The following is an 18,761-nucleotide window of genomic DNA, read 5'->3' as shown; positions in this document are numbered from 1 at the left end:
GCCCTAAAAATTTTAGGGCCTTTGAGTATTATAATGATAATATTTCTACCAGCTTTAACCAGGCCGGACTAATTTCCTTTACATCAATATGCTTTATTGCATGGTTAAACGGTGTAAAAAGAATTTCCTTATTCTTTTGACCAACCATCACGCCTGTTTGTCCAGCTAATAACCCTTCTACCGCAACAACACCTAAACGGCTAGCCAATACCCGGTCCATGCAGCTTGGCTTACCACCACGCTGAATGTGTCCCAATACAGAAACACGGATGTCGTACGAAGGGAATTTCTTTTTCAATGCTTCACCAACATTAAAACCACCCCCAATCTCATCACCCTCAGCAACAATAATTATTTTCGAGGCTTTATCCTTACGTCCGGTTTCAAGTCGCGTAATTAATCCGTCTATCCCCATATTAGCCTCAGGTATCATAATGGCTTCTGCACCAACACCAATTCCACTTCTTAAGGCAATAAGTCCAGAATCACGCCCCATAACCTCTACAATAAACAAACGATCATGCGATTCTGCAGTATCCCTTATTTTATCTACAGCATTAATAACCGTATTAATTGCTGTATCGTAACCTATAGTAAAATCTGTACCTTCAAGATCATTATCAATAGTTCCAGGCAAACCTACAACAGGGAAATTAAACTCATGAGTAAACAAATCAGCTCCTGTAAAAGTCCCATCTCCGCCAATAACAATTAATGCATCAATGTTATTTTTCTTTAATTGGTTGTACGCTTCCTCTCTACCCTCTTTGGTTCGGAATGAATCGCTTCTTGCCGTTTTTAAAATGGTACCCCCGCGTTGAATGATATTTGCAACAGACTTACGGTCCATTTCAATAAAGTCGCCATTTATCAATCCTTCGTAGCCTCTCAGAATACCGGTAACCTGTAAATCGTAGTAAATTGCCGCCCTTACAACCGCTCTTATCGCAGCGTTCATTCCGGGAGCATCGCCTCCAGATGTTAATACACCTATGTTTTTAATCTTATTCATTTGGTTTTTCAGCTTGTTTGAATTTATCTAAACCACTTTGTAAATATGCAGCATATTCTTTTGCATCAAAAACTGCTCCCTGTGGTTTAACTAAGGGAATTAAATCATGTCCCGCCAATACATAGAAAGGCTGAGAGTTAGATCCATATTTTGTAGCCTGGAAATCGCCATTCCATTTACCCAAATCATCTGTTGTTGTCCTCAGAATCTCTGAATAGTGAACTTTTTCCTTTGGCATTTTAATTTTACGTTCATCAACATATAGTTGAATTAACACATATTCGTTAATAATACGACCAACTTCTGCATCAATCCATATGTTGTCTTCCATTTTTCGGCAATTAACGCACGACCATCCTGTAAAGTCTATCATCACCGGTTTATTTACCTTTTTTGCATAAGCCAGTCCTTCTTCCAGATCAAAGAATGGAGTAAACCCGATTGGTTTTTTAAATACATCATCGTATTTCACTTTTGAAGGAAACTCACTATCTGTCTTTACCTGGGCAGATCCGTTCCCGTTAAGAATAAAATCCTGTGTATTCATTGGCGGGGCAAGGCCACTTAAAACACTTACTGGTGCTCCCCAAAGGCCAGGAACCATATAAACCGCAAACGAAAATGAAAGTATTGCAAGAAATAATCTCGGTACCGAAACATATGGCAGGTCACTATCATGAGAAAATTTGAGCTTTCCAAGTAAATAAAAGCCCATCAAAACGAAAATAACTATCCATAGTACCAGAAAAACCTCTCTGTCAAACCATTCCCAGTGCCAAACCAAATCAGCAGCCGAAAGAAATTTCAATGCCAAAGCAAGTTCCAGGAAACCAAGGCAAACTTTCACACTATTTAACCAACCGCCAGACTTAGGCATGCTGCTTAAAAAACCTGGGAAAATTGCTGAAAGTGTAAACGGAAGCGCTAAAGCCAGCGAAAAGCCAAACATTCCTACAGCCGGAGCAAGTAACTCGCCTTTCGAACTTGCATCAACAAGCAAAGTTCCTATAATAGGTCCAGTACAAGAAAATGAAACCAGCGCCAGCGAAGCCGCCATAAAAAATATGCCCCCAAGCCCCTTACTGTTATCGGCTTTATTATCAATTTTATTAACGAAAGAACTTGGCAATGTGATCTCAAATGCACCAAAAAAGGAAATGGCAAAAACAACCAGCAATACAAAGAAAAAGAAATTAAACAGCCCGCTGCTGCTCAATGCATTTAACCCCGCTGATCCGAATAATACCGTAATCAATAATCCAAATGCTACATAAATAACAATTATTGAAAGGCCATAAATAACCGCCTGGCCAATTCCTTTGTTTTTACTTCCAGCTCTTTTGGTAAAATAGCTTATCGTTAACGGTACCATTGGAAAAATACACGGCATTAAAAACGCTAAAAAGCCACCAACAAGACCCGCAATAAATGTTTGCCAAAGTGTTTTTTCGTGATCAGCCTCTTCAGTCGAAGCAGAAGCCACCGATTTATCCTGCGTTACAGTTGCAGTAACCTGAGCTGAACTATCTTGTTTTACCGTATCTTTTGCTATGCTATTTGCCACACTATCCTGAGCAGACCCAACCTCCGTAAAAACCAAATCATCTGTTCCGGTTGAATCCTGAGCCTGCATTTTTACAATAAAAAGAAAGAACAAGCTCAGTATTAAAAGTATTTTTTTCATCCGTATTCCAATTACCTATTTAAAACCCATGAAAAACCCCTCGGTTATATTCATTTTTATGATGAGGGCGTGAAATTACTTATTATTTTTTACTTAAAGGCTGTGTTATAGCCTCCGCGCATTAATTTTACCATGAGCTAATAATCTCTTAAAGGCTCAAAAACAAAAAAAGTGCTTTGAAAAACCCAAAGCACCCTTTTATTTATCAATTTATCCTACTTTACAGGAATGCTAAAACTAACCTCTTCTGGAGGTAAACATTGTTTATCGTTACAAACCATAAACTCTACCTTTCCTTTTACAGCAGTAGTTCCTTTATTCAATTTAATTTTTTGCTGAAACGTTACCCCATTACCAAAATAGCTAACATTCATTTTAAAATTCTCATCAAAATAGTTGATTGCTTTAGGCTCTATAGTTTTTCCAACAAGAGCATAATCGCCAGAAGGGCTAAAAGTAAATGTTGTTTTAGTTGGGCCACCCGGTTTTACATTTTGAGAATAAATGTGCCATCCCTCCTCAATATTTGCCTTAATATAAAGTATCGCCTCTGTTTTACTTACTTTCTTAGCTGCGTAAGCCCATGTAACAGGCCTTTCAATTTGAGCTACTGCTCCCAGAACTGTAAATAAAACTAACGTTAATACCAAACCTATTCTTTTCATCTGTACTTTTTTTAATTTTTATGTTTCTAATTCTTTAAAAATTCAATCTCCTTAAAGCTATACCTTTTTTCAGTACCAGAGGTTAAAACAATCAACTTTCCTTCCTCTGTAACTCCGGTTATTGTAGCTTCAAAAACCTCGCCATTCTGTCTGTACAATCCCTGTTCATTAAATTTGTACAGGTTTTCCAGGTATGTTTTCATCAGGCTAATGTAATTTCCTGACTTTAACTGTAGGTACTGACTTTCAATATGACTGCAAATTTCCGCTAATAAGTCAATTAAATTAACATCGTGCTGTAAAATTTCATATAACGATGTTGCTACTTTAGTCTTCTCAATATCAAATTTTTGCTGGTTAACATTTACCCCTATGCCAATAATACTTGATTTAAATGCGCTTCCGCTGATGCTATTTTCTATCAGAACACCTCCGATTTTACTATCATTATAGTACAGATCATTAGGCCATTTGGTCTTAATTCCAGCTCCTATAAAGCGCTTTAAAGCCTTGTTAATGCCGTTGCTAACCGCTATATTTAGCATAAATTGCTTGTTTATAGGTAAAAATGCCGGCTTTAGAAATATGCTGAAAGTAAGGTTTAGTCCAGGCTCACTGTACCAGGTGTTTTCCTGTTGTCCTCTACCAGCAAATTGGTTATCTGCCATAATAACAGTTCCTTCTGGTAATGGCTCGGATTTTGACACCATCAATTTCAAAAAGTTATTAGTAGAATCAACCGCTGATAATCTGATAAGATTTTGACCAACAAATAATGTTGAAAAAGTGTTATTTTGCAAGTGTTGATTGTATATTTGTTTATCAAAATTAAAACATTTTAATGGTAAAAAAGAAAATTGCAAACCTTTCTACATACCTCTCAGAAATAGCCGTACACGGCATACAGGAAAAAAAAGGCAATGATATTGTGCGCCTGGACCTAAGAGACCTTAACAGTTCCGTTTCTGATTATTTTATCATCTGCAGCGCTAATTCAGCCACTCAGGTTAAGGCTATTGCCGACAGCGTAGAAGAAGAAGTTTATAAGAATACCAAAACTAATCCGTGGCGCAAAGAAGGACAAGATGCTGCCGAATGGATAATTTTGGATTATTTAGATGTTGTTGTCCACATATTTAAAACTGAAAAGCGAGACTTTTATGGGATAGAAGACCTATGGGGCGATGCCCAGGCAACCTCCTATAAAAGCGCATAATCATTTACTTCCACATTTTTTGATATAACGATGAAAGAGAACCCGAATACAAAACCCAAATTAATAAAGAGAATTCCAAATATTCCGAAGAAGCCTCAAAAAGGTTCAAAATTCAATATTTTTTGGGTTTATGCAGCTATTATTTTAGGACTCATATTATTGCAGTTCCTATTCAATGCCGATACCAGCAAGCCAATTACCTACCGCGTTTTTGAAAAAGAAATGTTGTTGCCTGGTGATGTGCAAAAATTAGTGGCCTATAAACACGAAGATCTCGTAAAAATTGAGGTATACATTAAAAAGGACAGACTAGCTGAGGCTAAATACAAAGACTATCAAAACAAAAGCAATTTTGGATCTAATAATACCGGTCCTATAGCCTATTTCACTGCCGGATCAATGGATGCTCTGGATACTCAGTTAAAAGAGTCTCAGAAAAACCTTCCTCCTGATCAGCAGATTTTAGCAGAAAAAGAAACCAGACAAAGTTCATTTAACTCCTGGTTCTTCACAGTAATTATCCCGGTACTACTATTCATAGGCTTCTGGATCTTTATTATGCGCCGTATGGGCGGTGGTGCAGGTGGTGGAGGTGGTCAGATTTTCAATATCGGAAAATCTAAAGCTACCCTGTTCGACAAAGAGAGCCAGGTAAACGTAACGTTTAATGATGTTGCAGGTCTTGAAGAAGCAAAACAAGAGGTAATGGAAATTGTAGATTTCCTTAAAAACCCTAAAAAATATACCAACCTTGGCGGTAAAATACCGAAAGGAGCACTATTAGTAGGCTCTCCGGGTACTGGTAAAACGTTATTGGCCAAAGCCGTTGCTGGCGAGGCACAAGTTCCTTTCTTCTCACTTTCAGGTTCTGATTTCGTAGAAATGTTTGTGGGTGTTGGAGCATCACGTGTACGCGATTTGTTTAAGCAGGCTAAAGACAAGGCACCTTGTATTATATTTATTGATGAGGTAGATGCTATTGGTCGTGCCCGTGGTAAAAACAGCATGATGGGTGGTAATGACGAGCGTGAAAACACTTTAAATCAGCTTTTGGTTGAAATGGATGGTTTCGGTACCGACTCGGGTATCATTATCCTTGCCGCTACCAACAGACCGGATGTATTAGATGCAGCGTTATTAAGACCGGGAAGGTTTGACAGACAAATCTCTATTGACAAACCTGATTTGGTTGGTCGTGAGCAAATCTTTAAAGTTCACCTTACCCCTATCAAAACAGCACAAGAAGTTGATGCTAAAAAACTTTCGGCTCAAACACCTGGCTTTGCAGGAGCGGAAATTGCCAATGTTTGTAATGAGGCCGCCCTTATTGCTGCCCGTCGAAATAAAGAAAGTGTTGACATGCAAGACTTCCAGGATGCAATTGACCGTGTTATTGGAGGCTTAGAGAAGAAAAACAAAATCATATCTCCTGAGGAGAAAAGAATAGTTGCTTATCACGAAGCCGGCCACGCAATTGCCGGATGGTTCCTTGAACATGCAGATCCTCTTGTAAAAGTATCTATAGTGCCTCGTGGTGTTGCAGCTTTAGGATATGCACAATACTTACCTAAAGAGCAGTTCTTATACACAACCGAGCAATTAACAGACGGTATGTGTATGACAATGGGCGGCAGAGTAGCTGAAGACATCGTTTTCGGTAAAATCTCTACAGGAGCTCAGAATGACCTTGAAAGAATTACCAAGCTATCATACGCAATGGTAACTATTTACGGTATGAACGATACTATTGGTAATGTGTCTTTTCACGATCCTCAAAATGAATACAACTTTAATAAACCATATTCAGAAAAAACCTCTGAAATGATTGATAATGAAGTGCGTAATCTTATTGCTGATGTTTACGAAAGAACAAAGCAATTACTTACAGATAAAAGAGAAGGCTTAGAGAAACTTGCGCAGAAACTGATTGAAAAAGAAATTCTTTTCCAGGCAGATCTTGAAGAAATCTTAGGAAAGCGTCCTTTTGATAACCGTACTACTTATGATGAGTTTGTAAACGGTACAGGCGATCAAAAACCTGCAGCAGAAGGTCTTTTGCATGAAGGCGTTGGAGAGACTACAGACCCTTCAGCTTCTATAACACCAACCAATACAGAGTCTTAATTACAATATTTATGGGGCAGCCATTTCACCGCAAATGAAATGGCTGCAAATCCCTTTTTTTATGCAAGAAAATATTTCCTCCAAAGAGTTAATGCTGAAAAAGATAAGGAAGGCGCTTCTTGAAAAAAGAGACAACCCTTATCCAAATCTCGAAGATACCCCTCTTTATAAAGAGAACACAGAATATCCCGAGGTATTATTTGCAGAGCAACTTACTGCCGTTTCCGGAAACTTTATTTACTGCGAGAACGGAATAGAGTTTATTGAAAATATCCTTCAACTTGCAGAGCGTTTTAACTGGCGCAAAATATACTGCTGGGAGCCTGAATTACAAGAACTCTTATCAGAATACGAATTCCCATTTTACAAAACAGACAAAGACTTTGACCTGGCAGAAGTAGGAATTACATTATGCGAAGCCTTAATTGCGCGCAACGGATCTGTAATGGTATCTAACCAAAATGCAGCAGGACGCAGGCTTAGTATTTTCCCTCATCATCACATTGTTATTGCCAGAACAGGGCAGCTAGTAATCGATCTTAAAGATGCTTTTAAGCTTATTAAAGACAAGTATGGCAGCCAAATCCCCTCTATGATAAGCACCATTACCGGGCCAAGCAGAACCGCTGATATCGAGAAGACCCTGGTTCTTGGAGCGCATGGTCCTAAAGAATTATTTGTATTTTTAATTGAAGATTTCTCTTAAAATTTTTATTTCTGATATAATAGTTATATTTTTAAACCGTATACCAAAACAGTCTGCGGTTCATAATGGGCAACAAAATAAACTTACACTCGGTTATTACAGGCACAGGCAGCTATATTCCCGAAAACGTCATTTCTGGCGACGCTTTTTTAAACTCAACATTTTACGATAATGGGGTAGCTTTAGAAAAAGACATCAACGAAGTAATTAATAAATTTGCAGAGATCACAGAGATTCTGGAAAGGCGTTATGTAGATAAAGATATTGTAAACAGCGACATTGCTGCTATTGCTGCTCAACGGGCAATTGATAATGCCGGAATAGATAAGGAATCATTAGATCACATTATCTTCTGCCATAACTTTGGTGATGTTAAAAACGGCAGCAACAGAATGGATATCCTTCCTTCTCTGGCAGCAAAAGTTAAGCAAACTTTGCACATCCTAAATCCAGATTGTGTTGCTTACGACATTATATTTGGCTGTCCGGGCTGGGTACAAGGAGCCATACAGGCCAATTATCTCATTCAAAGTGGCGATGCAAAAAGAGTAATGGTTATAGGAGCAGAAACCCTGTCCAGAATAACTGATCCGCATGACCGCGATAGCATGATTTTCTCTGATGGCGCAGCTGCTGTTATTTTTGAAGCTCAGGAATCTGAAAATCAGCTTGGTATTATTGCTCACAAAACGCAAACATTTGCTGTTGATTACGCATCGTTGCTTGTAATGGGTAAAAGTAATAACCCGAGCGAAAGCAATGGCAATACCTACCTTAAAATGAATGGCCGTAAGCTTTACGAATTTGCAGTAATAAATGTGCCACAGGTTGTTAAAAAAGCTATCGATAAAGCTGGAATAGACATTAAGGACATTAAAACGGTCTTTATCCATCAAGCCAACGGAAAAATGGATACCGCTATAATGAAACGGTTGTTTAAGCTATATGAGCTGGATACAGTACCCGAAAACCTGGTTCCTATGACAATCTCGTGGCTGGGCAACAGCTCTGTAGCAACTATTCCGACGCTTTTGGATCTTGTTCTAAAAGAAAAGGTAGAAGGTTATAAAATTAAAAAGGGCGAATATGCAGTATTTGCATCTGTTGGTGCAGGCATGCACATCAATGCATTTGTTTACCGCTTTTAGCGCTCAGTTTTAGTCAGCATTTTTATCAATTCTTTTAATGCCGGCCTTGGCCTGTGTTTCAATACTGCTTTCATAATCATGATTCTTCATTTGAATTGCAATATTGAAAAAGGCTTTTGCCTTTGGCAAATTGCCCTTTCTTTCATAAATCCGTCCAATTAGCAATGCGGAATTGGCAGCAAAGTAATACCTTAAGGTTTTGCCTGTAGTAATCGCATTCTGATAATTTACAAGTGCAGCATCATCCTTTCCAAGCTCATCATTTATACGGCCAAGGCGATAATAATATTCTGTTTTGTCTCTGGCTGAAGCAAAGCCCTCTCCCTTGCCATCTTTTAACTCCTCCAGCGCATTATTATAATAACCACCATCAAATAATAACCTCGCCTTTAAAAGGTCTTTATTTGGAGTAGATTCGCCTGCTTCATTAAGCGCCTGCTTATCCTTTTCCTGATAAGTATAGCCGGTAGACTTAACCTTGTTCATAGCCACAGTATAAGCCCCTGTATCGCCTTTTAACAAAGCAATCCAGCCTAAGCGCAGGTTTGCATCTTTTATGTAATTAACCCCCTTATTTAGCTGCAAAAACCTATTAAAATTCTGAACAGATGAATAGTCTAGCTTATTAAGTTTTGCTGAACCCTGCAAAAACTCCAGATAAGGAAAAGATTGGTACTCCGCTCCTGTTGGCTTGTCATTTAAAATCCGGATTGCCTCATCGTTATGCCCGTTTCTTGAGCAAACCAATGCCTGTAAATATGTTTTTAATAAGCTACTGTCCGAAATCCTGGCTGTATATTTCATTGTCTTGCTGTAAGCCGAAGGGCTATGCGCAATATCGTTCAATACAAAAACATAATAAAAGACAACCTCTTCATAAAATGGTTCGAATTTCGATTTTGGCAAGCCTTCCGATAACTTATCAAGCATAGCTATTCCAGCCTGTAAATTCCCCTTTATGCCAAAGGTAGAAAGCGTGCTTTTTAAAATTCCATCAGGTAAATTGCCCAGAAAAGCATTAATAAGCCCTAGTCCCTTTGCATTTAAAGCAAATCCTGAAAATTTCTTATTGTTGTCCTGTAATAAGCTGTTGGCTTTTTTAATTTCTCTGGCGGCAGTAAAATATTCTCCGTAACGCCCTCTAATTAAGGCCCATTGCAAATTTATCTCGGCCTGGGCATATAAATAATAAGGCGATGACTCATCACCATCAGCGATCTGATCTAAGCGTTTTGATTTATTCTCCTTTAGCCTATCAAACTCGCTCTTACTTTCTGTTGTAAGCAAATAAAAATAATCAACATAATTCTCTAACAACGGAACAATTCCATTATCGGGATGTATCTTTTTTTCAGCAGCAATCAATTGTCTTGCTGTATTTAGCTTAAGTTCAAATACGCTCTGGTAAGCCTTTAAACAATTAACATTAAAGTCAAAGTTTGCATAAATAGCTGTTGGCGAGAACAACAAAAAGCCAATCAGAACATACTTATAAACAGAACCGGAAATTTTATTCATAACCAGGGCACGAATTAATAAATCAAATAATGTTTCCAGCAAGCAAAAATTCTTCCATAAAAAATAAGGTGCATCATAAATTATGATACACCTTATTTTGTTATTCTTTTGTACTCTATTTCGCCTTCGCTATCCTTTGCGCTCTCGTTATCCAGAATTTATTTCAGGATCCGGGAACAGAAAGATAAGGCATTGTCCGCACTACTATGCAGGCAATTCTTCCTGAGTAAGCGCCTCATCAACTAAAATTCTACCGCAATGCTCACAAACGATGATTTTTTTGCGCTGACGGATATCTAATTGACGCTGAGGTGGAATCTGGTTAAAACAGCCTGAACATGAATCACGATCGATAGTAACAACCGCAAGACCATTGTTAGCATTTCCTCTTAATCTCTTATAAGCTGTTAAAAGTCTGTCTTCAATTTGAGTTTCAGCTTTTTCAGCTTTTTTACTCAATGATTGCTCTTCTTTTTCAGTTTCAGCAGTAATTGTTTGCAACTCTCCTTTTTTAATATCAAGATCTTTTCTTCTCGATTCTAAATCAGCAAGTGCTTTTTCGTAAATCTCAGTTTTTTGAGTAATATCAAACCCAAACTCTCTGATCTTTTTCTCGCAAACCTGAATCTCAAGAGTTTGAATCTCAACTTCCTTAGTTAAAGCGTCATATTCACGATTGTTTTTAACATCTTTTAACTGGGTTTCGTATTTTTTGATCAGGCCTTGAGCTTCCTTAATCATATTTTTACGTGTTACAATGGCATCTTCAGTATCGTCCAATTCACTTTTGAATTTTTGGATACGTGTTTCCAGTCCTTCAACCTCATCTTCAAGGTCAGCTACTTCCATAGGTAATTCACCACGTATCTGACGTATTTTATCGATCTTAGTATGAAGAGTTTGTAATTCGTATAAAGCTTTTAGCTTTTGCTCTACAGTTTGTTCCATTAAATGAAATAATTTATGGGGTTTGTGTTATGCTCCGTTAAACGGATTGCAAAGTTAGGAAATTTTTCTTGAATAATATCTATCAACAAATTAGATGTAAATTGTTCACTTTCAAAGTGTCCGATATCAGCGATCACCAATTTTTCATCAGCATCAAAAAACTCATGATATTTAAAATCCGCAGTTACAAAGGCATCAGCTCCGGCAGCGATCGCTTCTTTAAGCAAAAAACTGCCTGATCCGCCACAAACAGCTACCTTTTTAATCCTTTTGGGCAGCAACCTGGTATGTCTTATTACCTCCGCATCCATCCTGTCTTTAACCAAATGCAGAAAATCCCTCCCATCCATCTCCTCTTCAAGCCAACCTACCATTCCAGCACCAACAGTGTCCAAACGGTTCTCTAACGGATAAATATCATATGCAACTTCTTCATAAGGATGATTTTCAAACAATGCCAAAAGGACTTTTCGTTGATCCTGAGCTAAAAAAACAGTCTCTATCCTTATTTCAGATTCATGATGTTGAACTCCTCTTTCGCCAACAAAGGCATTAGTGTCATTCCCGCCTTTAAACGTCCCGGTACCCTCGGTATTAAAACTACACTCACTGTAATTACTAATATGTCCGGCTCCGGCCTCAAACAGAGCCGACCTTACATCCTCCGCTTGCGCAACCGGACAAAATGTCACCAATTTTTTTAAAAGGGATGCTTTAGGACTCAATATTTTAATGTTTTTAAGGCCCAAACGTTGACTGATTACGCCATTTACACCATATTTTACATGATCAAGATTAGTATGAATAGCATAAAGGGCAATATTGTGCCTGATAGCTTTTAATACAACCCGCTCCACATAGTTTTTTCCGGTAAGCTTTTTTAGCCCCTTAAAAACTATTGGGTGATGCGTTATAATCAAATTACAGTTCTGAGCAATGGCCTCATCAACAATAACCTCCGTGCAATCAAGTGCAACCAGAGCCCCCCGAATATCCTGATCAGGGTTTCCAATCAACAACCCCGAATTATCATAATCTTCCTGATAATTCAATGGAGCAAACACTTCCAGATGCTTTATTAAAATTGCTAATCTCATAAGCAGTAAATTTACAATATGGGCACCAAATTTTCATTTTAATTTCCCCTTAAAACAAAATTAACCTGGTAAATCCAAACTTTGAGTTTGGATTTACCAGGTTAACGTCTTGGTTTTTTAGAGGGGTATCTAAAAAGCCTCCCTCATAAACTATTGAATATTTCCCATTTTTACCATCTGTAAACTTTCAAATACCATACGCTGATTATATTCAAAAGCAAGGTTTTTATGATTTATTAAATCGATAATAGTTCCTATAAAACATAGCCCAACAGTAAAGAAATACAGTACACCCATACCAATCTGATTTACAAGGAATCTTGGCAATCCAGGCACAAAAAACCCTAAAATGCAATACAGCACCATATCATCCGGATTTCTTCTTTTATTCGCATAAATCATTAAAAACCCTCTCAACTGTTGCTCACTAAATCCTGTAGTTGCAGTCTGCAAGTACGAATATTCCTGAGGCGTGATACCCGGTAGCGTCATAAATGGTGAATCAAACATATCCTTCCTCCTTATATTTTAAAATTTTATTTCTTTTAACACTTAATTTTATCAGTACAACAATCCTGTATATAATAATAAGCAGGGCAGGTATTCCAAACCAATGGAGCTTAATGCTCTCTGCAATATTACCATGAAACAGCTGCGTTAAAGCCCTTCCAATTCCACATCCCGGACACCAATCTATCCCCATGTTTGCTAGCGGACAAAGGGTAAAGTGATGTTCCTGGCCATGTACCTGTGGTTGCGCTAATCCCAGCAACACTAAAGCCGTTATCCAAAAAATGAGTTCCAGTGGTATGCGGCTCAGCATTTTCATGTTATCCTCTTTTTATTTTAGATTGATTAATAGATACTTTGTTACATCTAAAGCTAATCATAAATCTTACATTTGTAATGTGAACATCCGCGACCTTATTAATCGATACAAAACAGATGAACGCATTGTAGCATTGGCAAAAGCCCTTAATACGGGTAAAGGTAATAAACTTCAACTAAAAGGACTAGTTGGTTCTGCCGATGCAACAATTGCAACCGCAACCTATTTTCTGCTCCATAAACCAATTTTATTTGTGTTACCGGATAGGGAAGAGGCATCTTATTTTCTTGCAGATCTGGAAAGCATTCTCGACAAAGAAGTCCTTTTATTTCCTTCTTCTTTCCGCAAAGCATTTGAATTTACACAGGTCGATACCGCAAATGTTCTGGCCAGGGCCGAAGTACTGAACGAATTAAACCATCATTCTGAATACGGAAAAATAGTAGTTACATACCCCGAAGCCATTGCAGAAAAGGTTATAAACCGTTCTATTCTTGAAAAAAACACGCTTGAAATTAGTCTGGGAGCCAAATTAGGCATCGATTTTATAAATGAATTCCTTATTGATTACGATTTTAACCGGACAGAGTTTGTTTACGAACCAGGGCAGTTTTCAATCCGCGGAGGGATAGTAGATATTTTCTCTTTCTCACACGACCTCCCTTATCGTATTGAATTTTTTGGCGATGAAATAGAAAGTATCAGAACCTTTGAAATAGAGAGCCAGCTGTCGGTAGAGGATGTAAAAACCCTCACCATTATCCCAAATGTTCAATCAAAATACCTCACAGAAAGCAACATCAGCCTGCTTGATTATATAGAAAAAGACACCCAGCTATGGTTTAAAGATGTAGAGTTTACACTCGATATTGTCAAATCCGGCTATAAAAAAGCCGTAGAGCTTTGGAAAGCTTTACCGGTAAAAGAAAAAGAGGAAAATCAGGACTGGATTGATCCCAAATTTGCTTTTACCGACGAAAAAATGATGGCCGATATGCTGCAGGACTTTCTTCTGGTTGAATTTGGAAAGCAATTCTTTTATAAAGCAGAGCATATTTTTCAATTCGAAACCAAGCCTCAGCCGTCCTTTAATAAAGATTTTAACCTGCTTATTCACAACATTAAAGAAAATGAAAAGCAAGGTATTCATAACTTCATTTTTAGTTCGTCAACCAAGCAAACGGAGCGTTTATACGCCATACTTGACGATATAGACAAAACTGCAAAGTTTACTCCGGTAAACATCCCTTTAAGAGAAGGGTTTGTTGACGCAGAACAACATGTGGCCTTTTATACAGACCACCAGATCTTTGATCGTTTCTACAAATACAAGCTCAAAAGAGGCTATCAGCGCAGTCAGGCAATAACTTTAAAGGAACTTAGAGACTTAAAACCGGGCGATTTTGTAACTCATATAGACCACGGAATTGGTAAATATGCCGGTTTAGAAAAGGTAGAGGTAAACGGAAAAACACAGGAAACGATTAGGCTGGTATATGCCGATAATGACCTGCTTTACGTAAACATCAACTCACTAAACCGCATTGCAAAATACAGCGGAAAAGATGGTACCGCACCTAAAATGAACAAGCTGGGTACCGAGGCATGGGACAAGCTTAAAAAAACCACCAAAAAAAAAGTTAAAGACATAGCCCGCGACCTAATTAAGCTGTATGCCTTAAGGAAATCGCAGGTCGGTACCGCATTCGATCCGGATGGCTACCTTGAAACAGAACTTGAAGCCTCTTTCATTTACGAAGACACCCCCGATCAGGAAAAGGCCACCAGCGATGTTAAAAGAGACATGGAAGCCCCTCATCCTATGGATAGGCTTGTGTGCGGCGATGTGGGTTTTGGTAAAACAGAGATCGCTATACGTGCTGCCTTTAAAGCCGTAGCAAATGGCAAACAAGCTGCAGTATTGGTGCCAACTACTATTTTGGCACTACAGCACTTTAAAACCTTTTCTGGCAGGCTAAAAGGATTCCCGTGCAATGTAGATTATATTAATCGTTTTAAAACCAACAAACAGATAAAAGATACACTTACCGCCGTTACAGAAGGCAAAGTAGATATCATTATAGGCACGCACCGTTTGCTAAGCAAGGATGTAAAATTTAAGGATCTGGGCATCATGATTATCGATGAGGAGCAGAAATTCGGTGTAGCATCAAAAGAAAAACTGAAGGCTTTAAGGGTAAATGTTGATACCCTAACCCTTACAGCAACCCCAATTCCTCGTACCCTCCATTTTTCGTTAATGGGAGCAAGGGACCTTTCAATAATGAGCACCCCGCCACCAAACAGGCAGGCTGTAAATACAGAATTACATGTTTTTAACGATAAACTGATTCAGGATGCTGTTCAGTTTGAACTTGATAGAGGCGGACAGGTATTCTTTATCCATAACCGTGTAAACGACCTTCCTCAATTGGGAGGTTTAATACAGCGCCTGGTTCCAAAAGCGCGCATAGGCATAGCCCATGGGCAGCTTGATGGTGATGCCCTTGAAGATGTAATGCTCGATTTCATTAATGGCGAAAAAGATGTGTTGGTTGCCACAACAATTATTGAGGCCGGTTTAGATATTCCAAACGCAAACACCATTATTATTAACCATGCGCATATGTTCGGGTTAAGCGACCTGCACCAAATGCGTGGCAGGGTAGGCCGATCAAACAAAAAAGCATTCTGTTACCTGCTTAGTCCACCACTTTCTACCCTCACATCCGAAGCCCGCAAAAGACTTAGTGCTATAGAAGAGTTTTCGGACCTTGGAAGCGGCTTTAACATCGCGATGAGGGATTTAGACATTCGCGGCAGCGGAAACTTGTTAGGAGCAGAGCAAAGTGGCTTTATTGCCGAAATAGGTTTCGAAATGTATCATAAAATATTAGACGAAGCCATCCAGGAGCTAAAAGCCGATGAGTTTAAAGGCTTGTTTAAAGATGAACCAGAGCGCCCTTTTGTTACTTTTACTCAAATAGACACAGATTTGGAATTATATATTCCTGATGATTATGTAACCAATATTACCGAAAGGTATAATCTATACACCGAACTCTCTAAAATAGAGAACGAGGCACAATTAAAAGCATTTGAGCTGAGCTTAAAAGATCGGTTTGGCCCTGTTCCAAAGCCTGTTAAAACAATGCTTAATGTGTTGCGCCTGCAATGGGTAGCTAAAAAACTGGCTTTCGAAAAAATAACCTTCAAGAAAGGTACTTTGCGTGGTTATTTCATAACAGATAAGCAATCTTCGTTCTTCGATTCTACAATGTTCAATAAAATATTGCACTTTGCACAATTACACCCTCGATTATGTAACCTAAAGGAAGTTAAAGACAGCCTAAGAATTGCTTTTGATAACCTTAACACAGTTGATGAAGCCGTAGAAATGCTGGAAATGGTGGTTAATTAATGTAAAGCTAAATGAATCCGCAAATACTTAAAGATCTGGTTACCATGCAAATGCCATTTGGCAAATATAAAGGGCGTATTTTATGCGATTTACCAGAATCTTATCTGATCTGGTTTCACAAAGAGGGTTTTCCACCAGGTAAACTTGGCGAAATGATTGCCACACTTTATGAAATTAAACTAAATGGTTTAGAGTACCTGCTCCAGCCTTTAAAAAATCAGCATCGCTAAGCATTGCCTTTCGGCATACTTCAATTTTGTCAAAGTCCATGTTGAGTCCATGGTAAGTCCATGCCTAGTCCATGTATTGCCGATAAAAATATGGATTTAGGCTGCATTCGAAACTGATTTGTCTTTGATTTTATCACTATTGATTCCTAATAAAGCCAAAATCCGGTCTTAAGACAGTATTTTCTGAGAAAAAATTAGCGCAATAAAAGGTATAGGTATGTATAAACCACTGGCGCGGCAATCAACAGGCCATCAAAACGATCTAAAAGACCTCCATGTCCTGGTAAGAAAGATCCCGAATCCTTAACGTTAAGGCTTCGTTTAAGCATTGATTCTACAAGATCTCCAAGAGTACCAAAACTTGCTATTAAAAGCGCCATTCCGGCCCAGATCCAGCTGTTTACTTCTGTAAATTGCAGTGAGATAAGATAAGATACCAATACACTGGTAAACATTCCGCCAAAAAAACCTTCCCATGATTTTTTAGGCGAATGACGTTCAAAAAGCCTTGTTTTTCCAAATTTCATCCCAAAAAGATATGCTCCGGTATCATTTGCCCAAAGCATTAGCAAAAAGGATAAGGGTAAATGAAAGCTATAATCAGTGTTTCCGGTTAAAAAACCAAGCGAATAAAAGAAACAAAATGGCGTTGTTACATACACAAAACCTACAAATGTATAAGATATGTTGGCAAAGGGTATTTTGTCTTTTTTATAAAGTTCACTTATAAATACTGAAAACAAAAGCGGTATTAAAAGCAAAAGATATTTGGTTTCAAACTGCAGAAAGTGGTATCCGGCAGTCATTAAAAATATTATTGTAGCAGCAAAAAGCGCAATATTTCTGTGTGGTCTTATTCCGGCTGTTTTAATCAGTTTAAAGAATTCAAATAGCGCCGCAAGGCTCAAAAAGAGGTAGAAAAAGGTAAAGGTATAGCCACCTAAAAAGATGGATCCCAACATCACTATAGTAAAAAAGAACGCAGTTATAGCTCTGGTTTTCATTAAATATTGTTTTCTAAAATGTATTCTTTGGCCTTTTCCAGGTTATCAGGGTGTACTAAAACGCTTAAAATACCAAACGTTTTGTAAGATGAATCTTGTTTGTTTAATACCACTGCATCAATGTCAATTGCCATTAATCCTTGCTTCAGAATCTCGGCCTGAAATTGATCTTCTGTTTCGTAAACTTTAATCCAATTGCTGCTCATGTGCTTTTGATGTTTTATTTTTAAAAATCTGGAATACAAGGATGGTTAAAATAAAGCTAATCAGGTATCCATACCAGGCAAAATTACTTTTACTATCAGCTTCAGACAAAGGTATGTTGTTTTTTTGCATATACCATGCTGCACATACCGCATAAGCATTATTTAAAAAGTGTGCTAACATGGAATACCATAAACTACCACTCCAGTAATAAATATAGCCAAATCCGGCACCTAATAACAAGCGGGGCAAAAAGCCATAAAACTGCAAATGTATAGCGCTGAAAAGAAATGCAGTTACCCATATGGCAACGTGAGGGCTTTTAAACATTCTTAAAAATGACCGCTGAACGCCTCCTCTGAACATCAGTTCTTCGGCTACGCCAGGTAATAAAGCTATCAGAAAAAGGTTAACTAAAAGCTCTGATATATGCTGCATTTTTAAAAGAACCATGGTGGTTTGCATGGCCTGATCTTCCTTTTCACGAATCCAGTTTTCTACCCATTTAAGATAATCGGGCAGCACCAGTTTCTGATTCAAAAGAGCTGTCCATTCCATAAATGGCATTGAAGCTATTATTATTAACAAAACGATAAGCAGGAGGTTTATTTTTGGTTTTTTGAGCCCATAAAACTTCTTTAATTTTATTCTTTCTGTAAATGCGAGAAATATTGGTGGGGCTAAAAACATACCTGCAGAGGTAGCTGCTAAAAGAATTTGCAGGGCCGGGCGATATTTTGGTTCAGCACCGGAAAGTACTGCAGGATCATTAAGGGCGCCAACTCCATACATAGCAACTATAATAACGAGGGCCACAATAGAAAAAATAAAAAGACCGGCTATTGCGTATCCGAGGAGCATAAGTAGCTGCATATAAGGAGTATTTTCTTCTCGTTGCTTTTCTATGAAATTCATTATTTTGATTATTTGTACCTTTGCGCTTTGAAATTTGGAT

At 38.2% G+C, this 18,761-nt stretch carries 18 protein-coding genes; 6 read left to right on the top strand and 12 right to left on the bottom strand.

Annotation, left to right across the window (positions count from 1 at the left end; translation table 11 throughout):
* Positions 1-28: 28 nt before the first annotated feature.
* The 4 genes from pfkA to CPT03_RS18715 all read right to left on the bottom strand — a co-directional run bounded on the left by pfkA (position 29) and on the right by CPT03_RS18715 (position 4,161).
* On the bottom strand, positions 29-1,012 hold the full coding sequence (gene pfkA, locus CPT03_RS18730) for a 6-phosphofructokinase (RefSeq protein WP_099440259.1): 984 nt from the start codon (positions 1,010-1,012) through the stop codon (positions 29-31).
* Entirely contained in the window at positions 1,005-2,696 is a 1,692-nt protein-coding gene (locus CPT03_RS18725) for a protein-disulfide reductase DsbD family protein (RefSeq protein ID WP_099440258.1), read from the bottom strand. The genes pfkA and CPT03_RS18725 overlap by 8 nt, the downstream gene beginning before the upstream one ends.
* Positions 2,697-2,911: 215 nt before the next feature.
* On the bottom strand, positions 2,912-3,361 hold the full coding sequence (locus tag CPT03_RS18720; protein WP_099440257.1) for a protein-disulfide reductase DsbD N-terminal domain-containing protein: 450 nt from the start codon (positions 3,359-3,361) through the stop codon (positions 2,912-2,914).
* A 26-nt stretch (positions 3,362-3,387) separates the two neighbouring features.
* Positions 3,388-4,161 carry a biotin--[acetyl-CoA-carboxylase] ligase gene (locus tag CPT03_RS18715; RefSeq protein WP_099440256.1) on the bottom strand — a complete coding sequence of 258 codons (774 nt, stop codon included), beginning with the start codon at positions 4,159-4,161 and terminating at the stop codon, positions 3,388-3,390.
* A 41-nt stretch (positions 4,162-4,202) separates the two neighbouring features.
* Between CPT03_RS18715 and rsfS the strand changes: the two genes are divergently transcribed.
* From rsfS to CPT03_RS18695, 4 genes are all read left to right on the top strand, one after another.
* The gene (gene rsfS, locus CPT03_RS18710; RefSeq protein ID WP_099440255.1) at positions 4,203-4,577 is read left to right on the top strand and encodes a ribosome silencing factor; all 375 of its coding nucleotides are present in this window, start codon (positions 4,203-4,205) and stop codon (positions 4,575-4,577) included.
* A gap of 30 nt (positions 4,578-4,607) precedes the next feature.
* Positions 4,608-6,701, top strand: coding sequence for an ATP-dependent zinc metalloprotease FtsH (ftsH, locus tag CPT03_RS18705; protein ID WP_099440254.1), 2,094 nt, complete (start codon positions 4,608-4,610; stop codon positions 6,699-6,701).
* 61 nt (positions 6,702-6,762) lie between these two features.
* Positions 6,763-7,407, top strand: a complete 645-nt coding sequence (locus CPT03_RS18700; protein ID WP_099441182.1) for a lactate utilization protein C — start codon at positions 6,763-6,765, stop codon at positions 7,405-7,407.
* A gap of 65 nt (positions 7,408-7,472) precedes the next feature.
* Positions 7,473-8,555 carry a 3-oxoacyl-ACP synthase III family protein gene (locus tag CPT03_RS18695; protein WP_099440253.1) on the top strand — a complete coding sequence of 361 codons (1,083 nt, stop codon included), beginning with the start codon at positions 7,473-7,475 and terminating at the stop codon, positions 8,553-8,555.
* Positions 8,556-8,564: 9 nt separating this feature from the next.
* On the opposite strand, the gene CPT03_RS18690 is transcribed toward CPT03_RS18695, so the two are convergent.
* The 5 genes from CPT03_RS18690 to CPT03_RS18670 all read right to left on the bottom strand — a co-directional run bounded on the left by CPT03_RS18690 (position 8,565) and on the right by CPT03_RS18670 (position 12,947).
* Entirely contained in the window at positions 8,565-10,073 is a 1,509-nt protein-coding gene (locus CPT03_RS18690) for a tetratricopeptide repeat protein (RefSeq protein ID WP_099441181.1), read from the bottom strand.
* 204 nt (positions 10,074-10,277) lie between these two features.
* Positions 10,278-11,021 (bottom strand): zinc ribbon domain-containing protein, encoded by a 744-nt coding sequence (locus CPT03_RS18685; RefSeq protein WP_099440252.1) that lies wholly within the window; start codon positions 11,019-11,021, stop codon positions 10,278-10,280.
* Positions 11,021-12,118, bottom strand: a complete 1,098-nt coding sequence (locus CPT03_RS18680; RefSeq protein ID WP_099440251.1) for a Nif3-like dinuclear metal center hexameric protein — start codon at positions 12,116-12,118, stop codon at positions 11,021-11,023. The genes CPT03_RS18685 and CPT03_RS18680 overlap by 1 nt, the downstream gene beginning before the upstream one ends.
* A gap of 150 nt (positions 12,119-12,268) precedes the next feature.
* The gene (locus CPT03_RS18675; protein ID WP_099440250.1) at positions 12,269-12,628 is read right to left on the bottom strand and encodes a TM2 domain-containing protein; all 360 of its coding nucleotides are present in this window, start codon (positions 12,626-12,628) and stop codon (positions 12,269-12,271) included.
* Positions 12,621-12,947, bottom strand: a complete 327-nt coding sequence (locus CPT03_RS18670) for a DUF2752 domain-containing protein (RefSeq protein ID WP_099440249.1) — start codon at positions 12,945-12,947, stop codon at positions 12,621-12,623. The genes CPT03_RS18675 and CPT03_RS18670 overlap by 8 nt, the downstream gene beginning before the upstream one ends.
* Before the next feature lie 79 nt (positions 12,948-13,026).
* Between CPT03_RS18670 and mfd the strand changes: the two genes are divergently transcribed.
* Entirely contained in the window at positions 13,027-16,368 is a 3,342-nt protein-coding gene (gene mfd, locus CPT03_RS18665) for a transcription-repair coupling factor (RefSeq protein ID WP_099440248.1), read from the top strand.
* A gap of 11 nt (positions 16,369-16,379) precedes the next feature.
* Positions 16,380-16,598 (top strand): DUF3820 family protein, encoded by a 219-nt coding sequence (locus CPT03_RS18660; protein ID WP_099440247.1) that lies wholly within the window; start codon positions 16,380-16,382, stop codon positions 16,596-16,598.
* 194 nt (positions 16,599-16,792) lie between these two features.
* Here the strand turns inward: CPT03_RS18660 and CPT03_RS18655 are convergent, their stop codons facing one another.
* The 3 genes from CPT03_RS18655 to CPT03_RS18645 are packed head-to-tail and all read right to left on the bottom strand — an operon-like array spanning position 16,793 to position 18,721.
* Positions 16,793-17,602: a phosphatidate cytidylyltransferase gene (locus CPT03_RS18655; protein WP_099440246.1), complete on the bottom strand. Its 810-nt coding sequence runs from the start codon at positions 17,600-17,602 to the stop codon at positions 16,793-16,795.
* Positions 17,602-17,808: a putative signal transducing protein gene (locus CPT03_RS18650; RefSeq protein ID WP_099440245.1), complete on the bottom strand. Its 207-nt coding sequence runs from the start codon at positions 17,806-17,808 to the stop codon at positions 17,602-17,604. Before CPT03_RS18650 ends, CPT03_RS18655 begins: the two co-directional genes overlap by 1 nt.
* A complete protein-coding gene (locus CPT03_RS18645) occupies positions 17,789-18,721 on the bottom strand; it encodes a CPBP family intramembrane glutamic endopeptidase (protein ID WP_099440244.1) in 933 nt (310 codons plus the stop codon). The genes CPT03_RS18650 and CPT03_RS18645 overlap by 20 nt, the downstream gene beginning before the upstream one ends.
* Positions 18,722-18,761: the final 40 nt, after the last annotated feature.

The organism is Pedobacter ginsengisoli (assembly GCF_002736205.1).
GTDB classification, from domain to species: Bacteria; Bacteroidota; Bacteroidia; order Sphingobacteriales; family Sphingobacteriaceae; genus Pedobacter; species Pedobacter ginsengisoli_A.
Note: the sequence above shows the minus strand (reverse complement) of the source record. Positions and strands in the feature narration are given on the sequence as shown.

Excerpts from the sequence above, each read along its gene's own strand:
- pfkA (WP_099440259.1), bottom strand. The coding sequence starts at position 1,012 with ATGAATAAGATTAAAAACATAGGTGTATTAACATCTGGAGGCGATGCT.
- CPT03_RS18725 (WP_099440258.1), bottom strand. The coding sequence starts at position 2,696 with ATGAAAAAAATACTTTTAATACTGAGCTTGTTCTTTCTTTTTATTGTA.
- CPT03_RS18720 (WP_099440257.1), bottom strand. The coding sequence starts at position 3,361 with ATGAAAAGAATAGGTTTGGTATTAACGTTAGTTTTATTTACAGTTCTG.
- rsfS (WP_099440255.1), top strand. The coding sequence starts at position 4,203 with ATGGTAAAAAAGAAAATTGCAAACCTTTCTACATACCTCTCAGAAATA.
- ftsH (WP_099440254.1), top strand. The coding sequence starts at position 4,608 with ATGAAAGAGAACCCGAATACAAAACCCAAATTAATAAAGAGAATTCCA.
- CPT03_RS18700 (WP_099441182.1), top strand. The coding sequence starts at position 6,763 with ATGCAAGAAAATATTTCCTCCAAAGAGTTAATGCTGAAAAAGATAAGG.
- CPT03_RS18695 (WP_099440253.1), top strand. The coding sequence starts at position 7,473 with ATGGGCAACAAAATAAACTTACACTCGGTTATTACAGGCACAGGCAGC.
- CPT03_RS18690 (WP_099441181.1), bottom strand. The coding sequence starts at position 10,073 with ATGAATAAAATTTCCGGTTCTGTTTATAAGTATGTTCTGATTGGCTTT.
- CPT03_RS18685 (WP_099440252.1), bottom strand. The coding sequence starts at position 11,021 with ATGGAACAAACTGTAGAGCAAAAGCTAAAAGCTTTATACGAATTACAA.
- CPT03_RS18680 (WP_099440251.1), bottom strand. The coding sequence starts at position 12,118 with ATGAGATTAGCAATTTTAATAAAGCATCTGGAAGTGTTTGCTCCATTG.
- CPT03_RS18675 (WP_099440250.1), bottom strand. The coding sequence starts at position 12,628 with ATGTTTGATTCACCATTTATGACGCTACCGGGTATCACGCCTCAGGAA.
- CPT03_RS18670 (WP_099440249.1), bottom strand. The coding sequence starts at position 12,947 with ATGAAAATGCTGAGCCGCATACCACTGGAACTCATTTTTTGGATAACG.
- CPT03_RS18660 (WP_099440247.1), top strand. The coding sequence starts at position 16,380 with ATGAATCCGCAAATACTTAAAGATCTGGTTACCATGCAAATGCCATTT.
- CPT03_RS18655 (WP_099440246.1), bottom strand. The coding sequence starts at position 17,602 with ATGAAAACCAGAGCTATAACTGCGTTCTTTTTTACTATAGTGATGTTG.
- CPT03_RS18650 (WP_099440245.1), bottom strand. The coding sequence starts at position 17,808 with ATGAGCAGCAATTGGATTAAAGTTTACGAAACAGAAGATCAATTTCAG.
- CPT03_RS18645 (WP_099440244.1), bottom strand. The coding sequence starts at position 18,721 with ATGAATTTCATAGAAAAGCAACGAGAAGAAAATACTCCTTATATGCAG.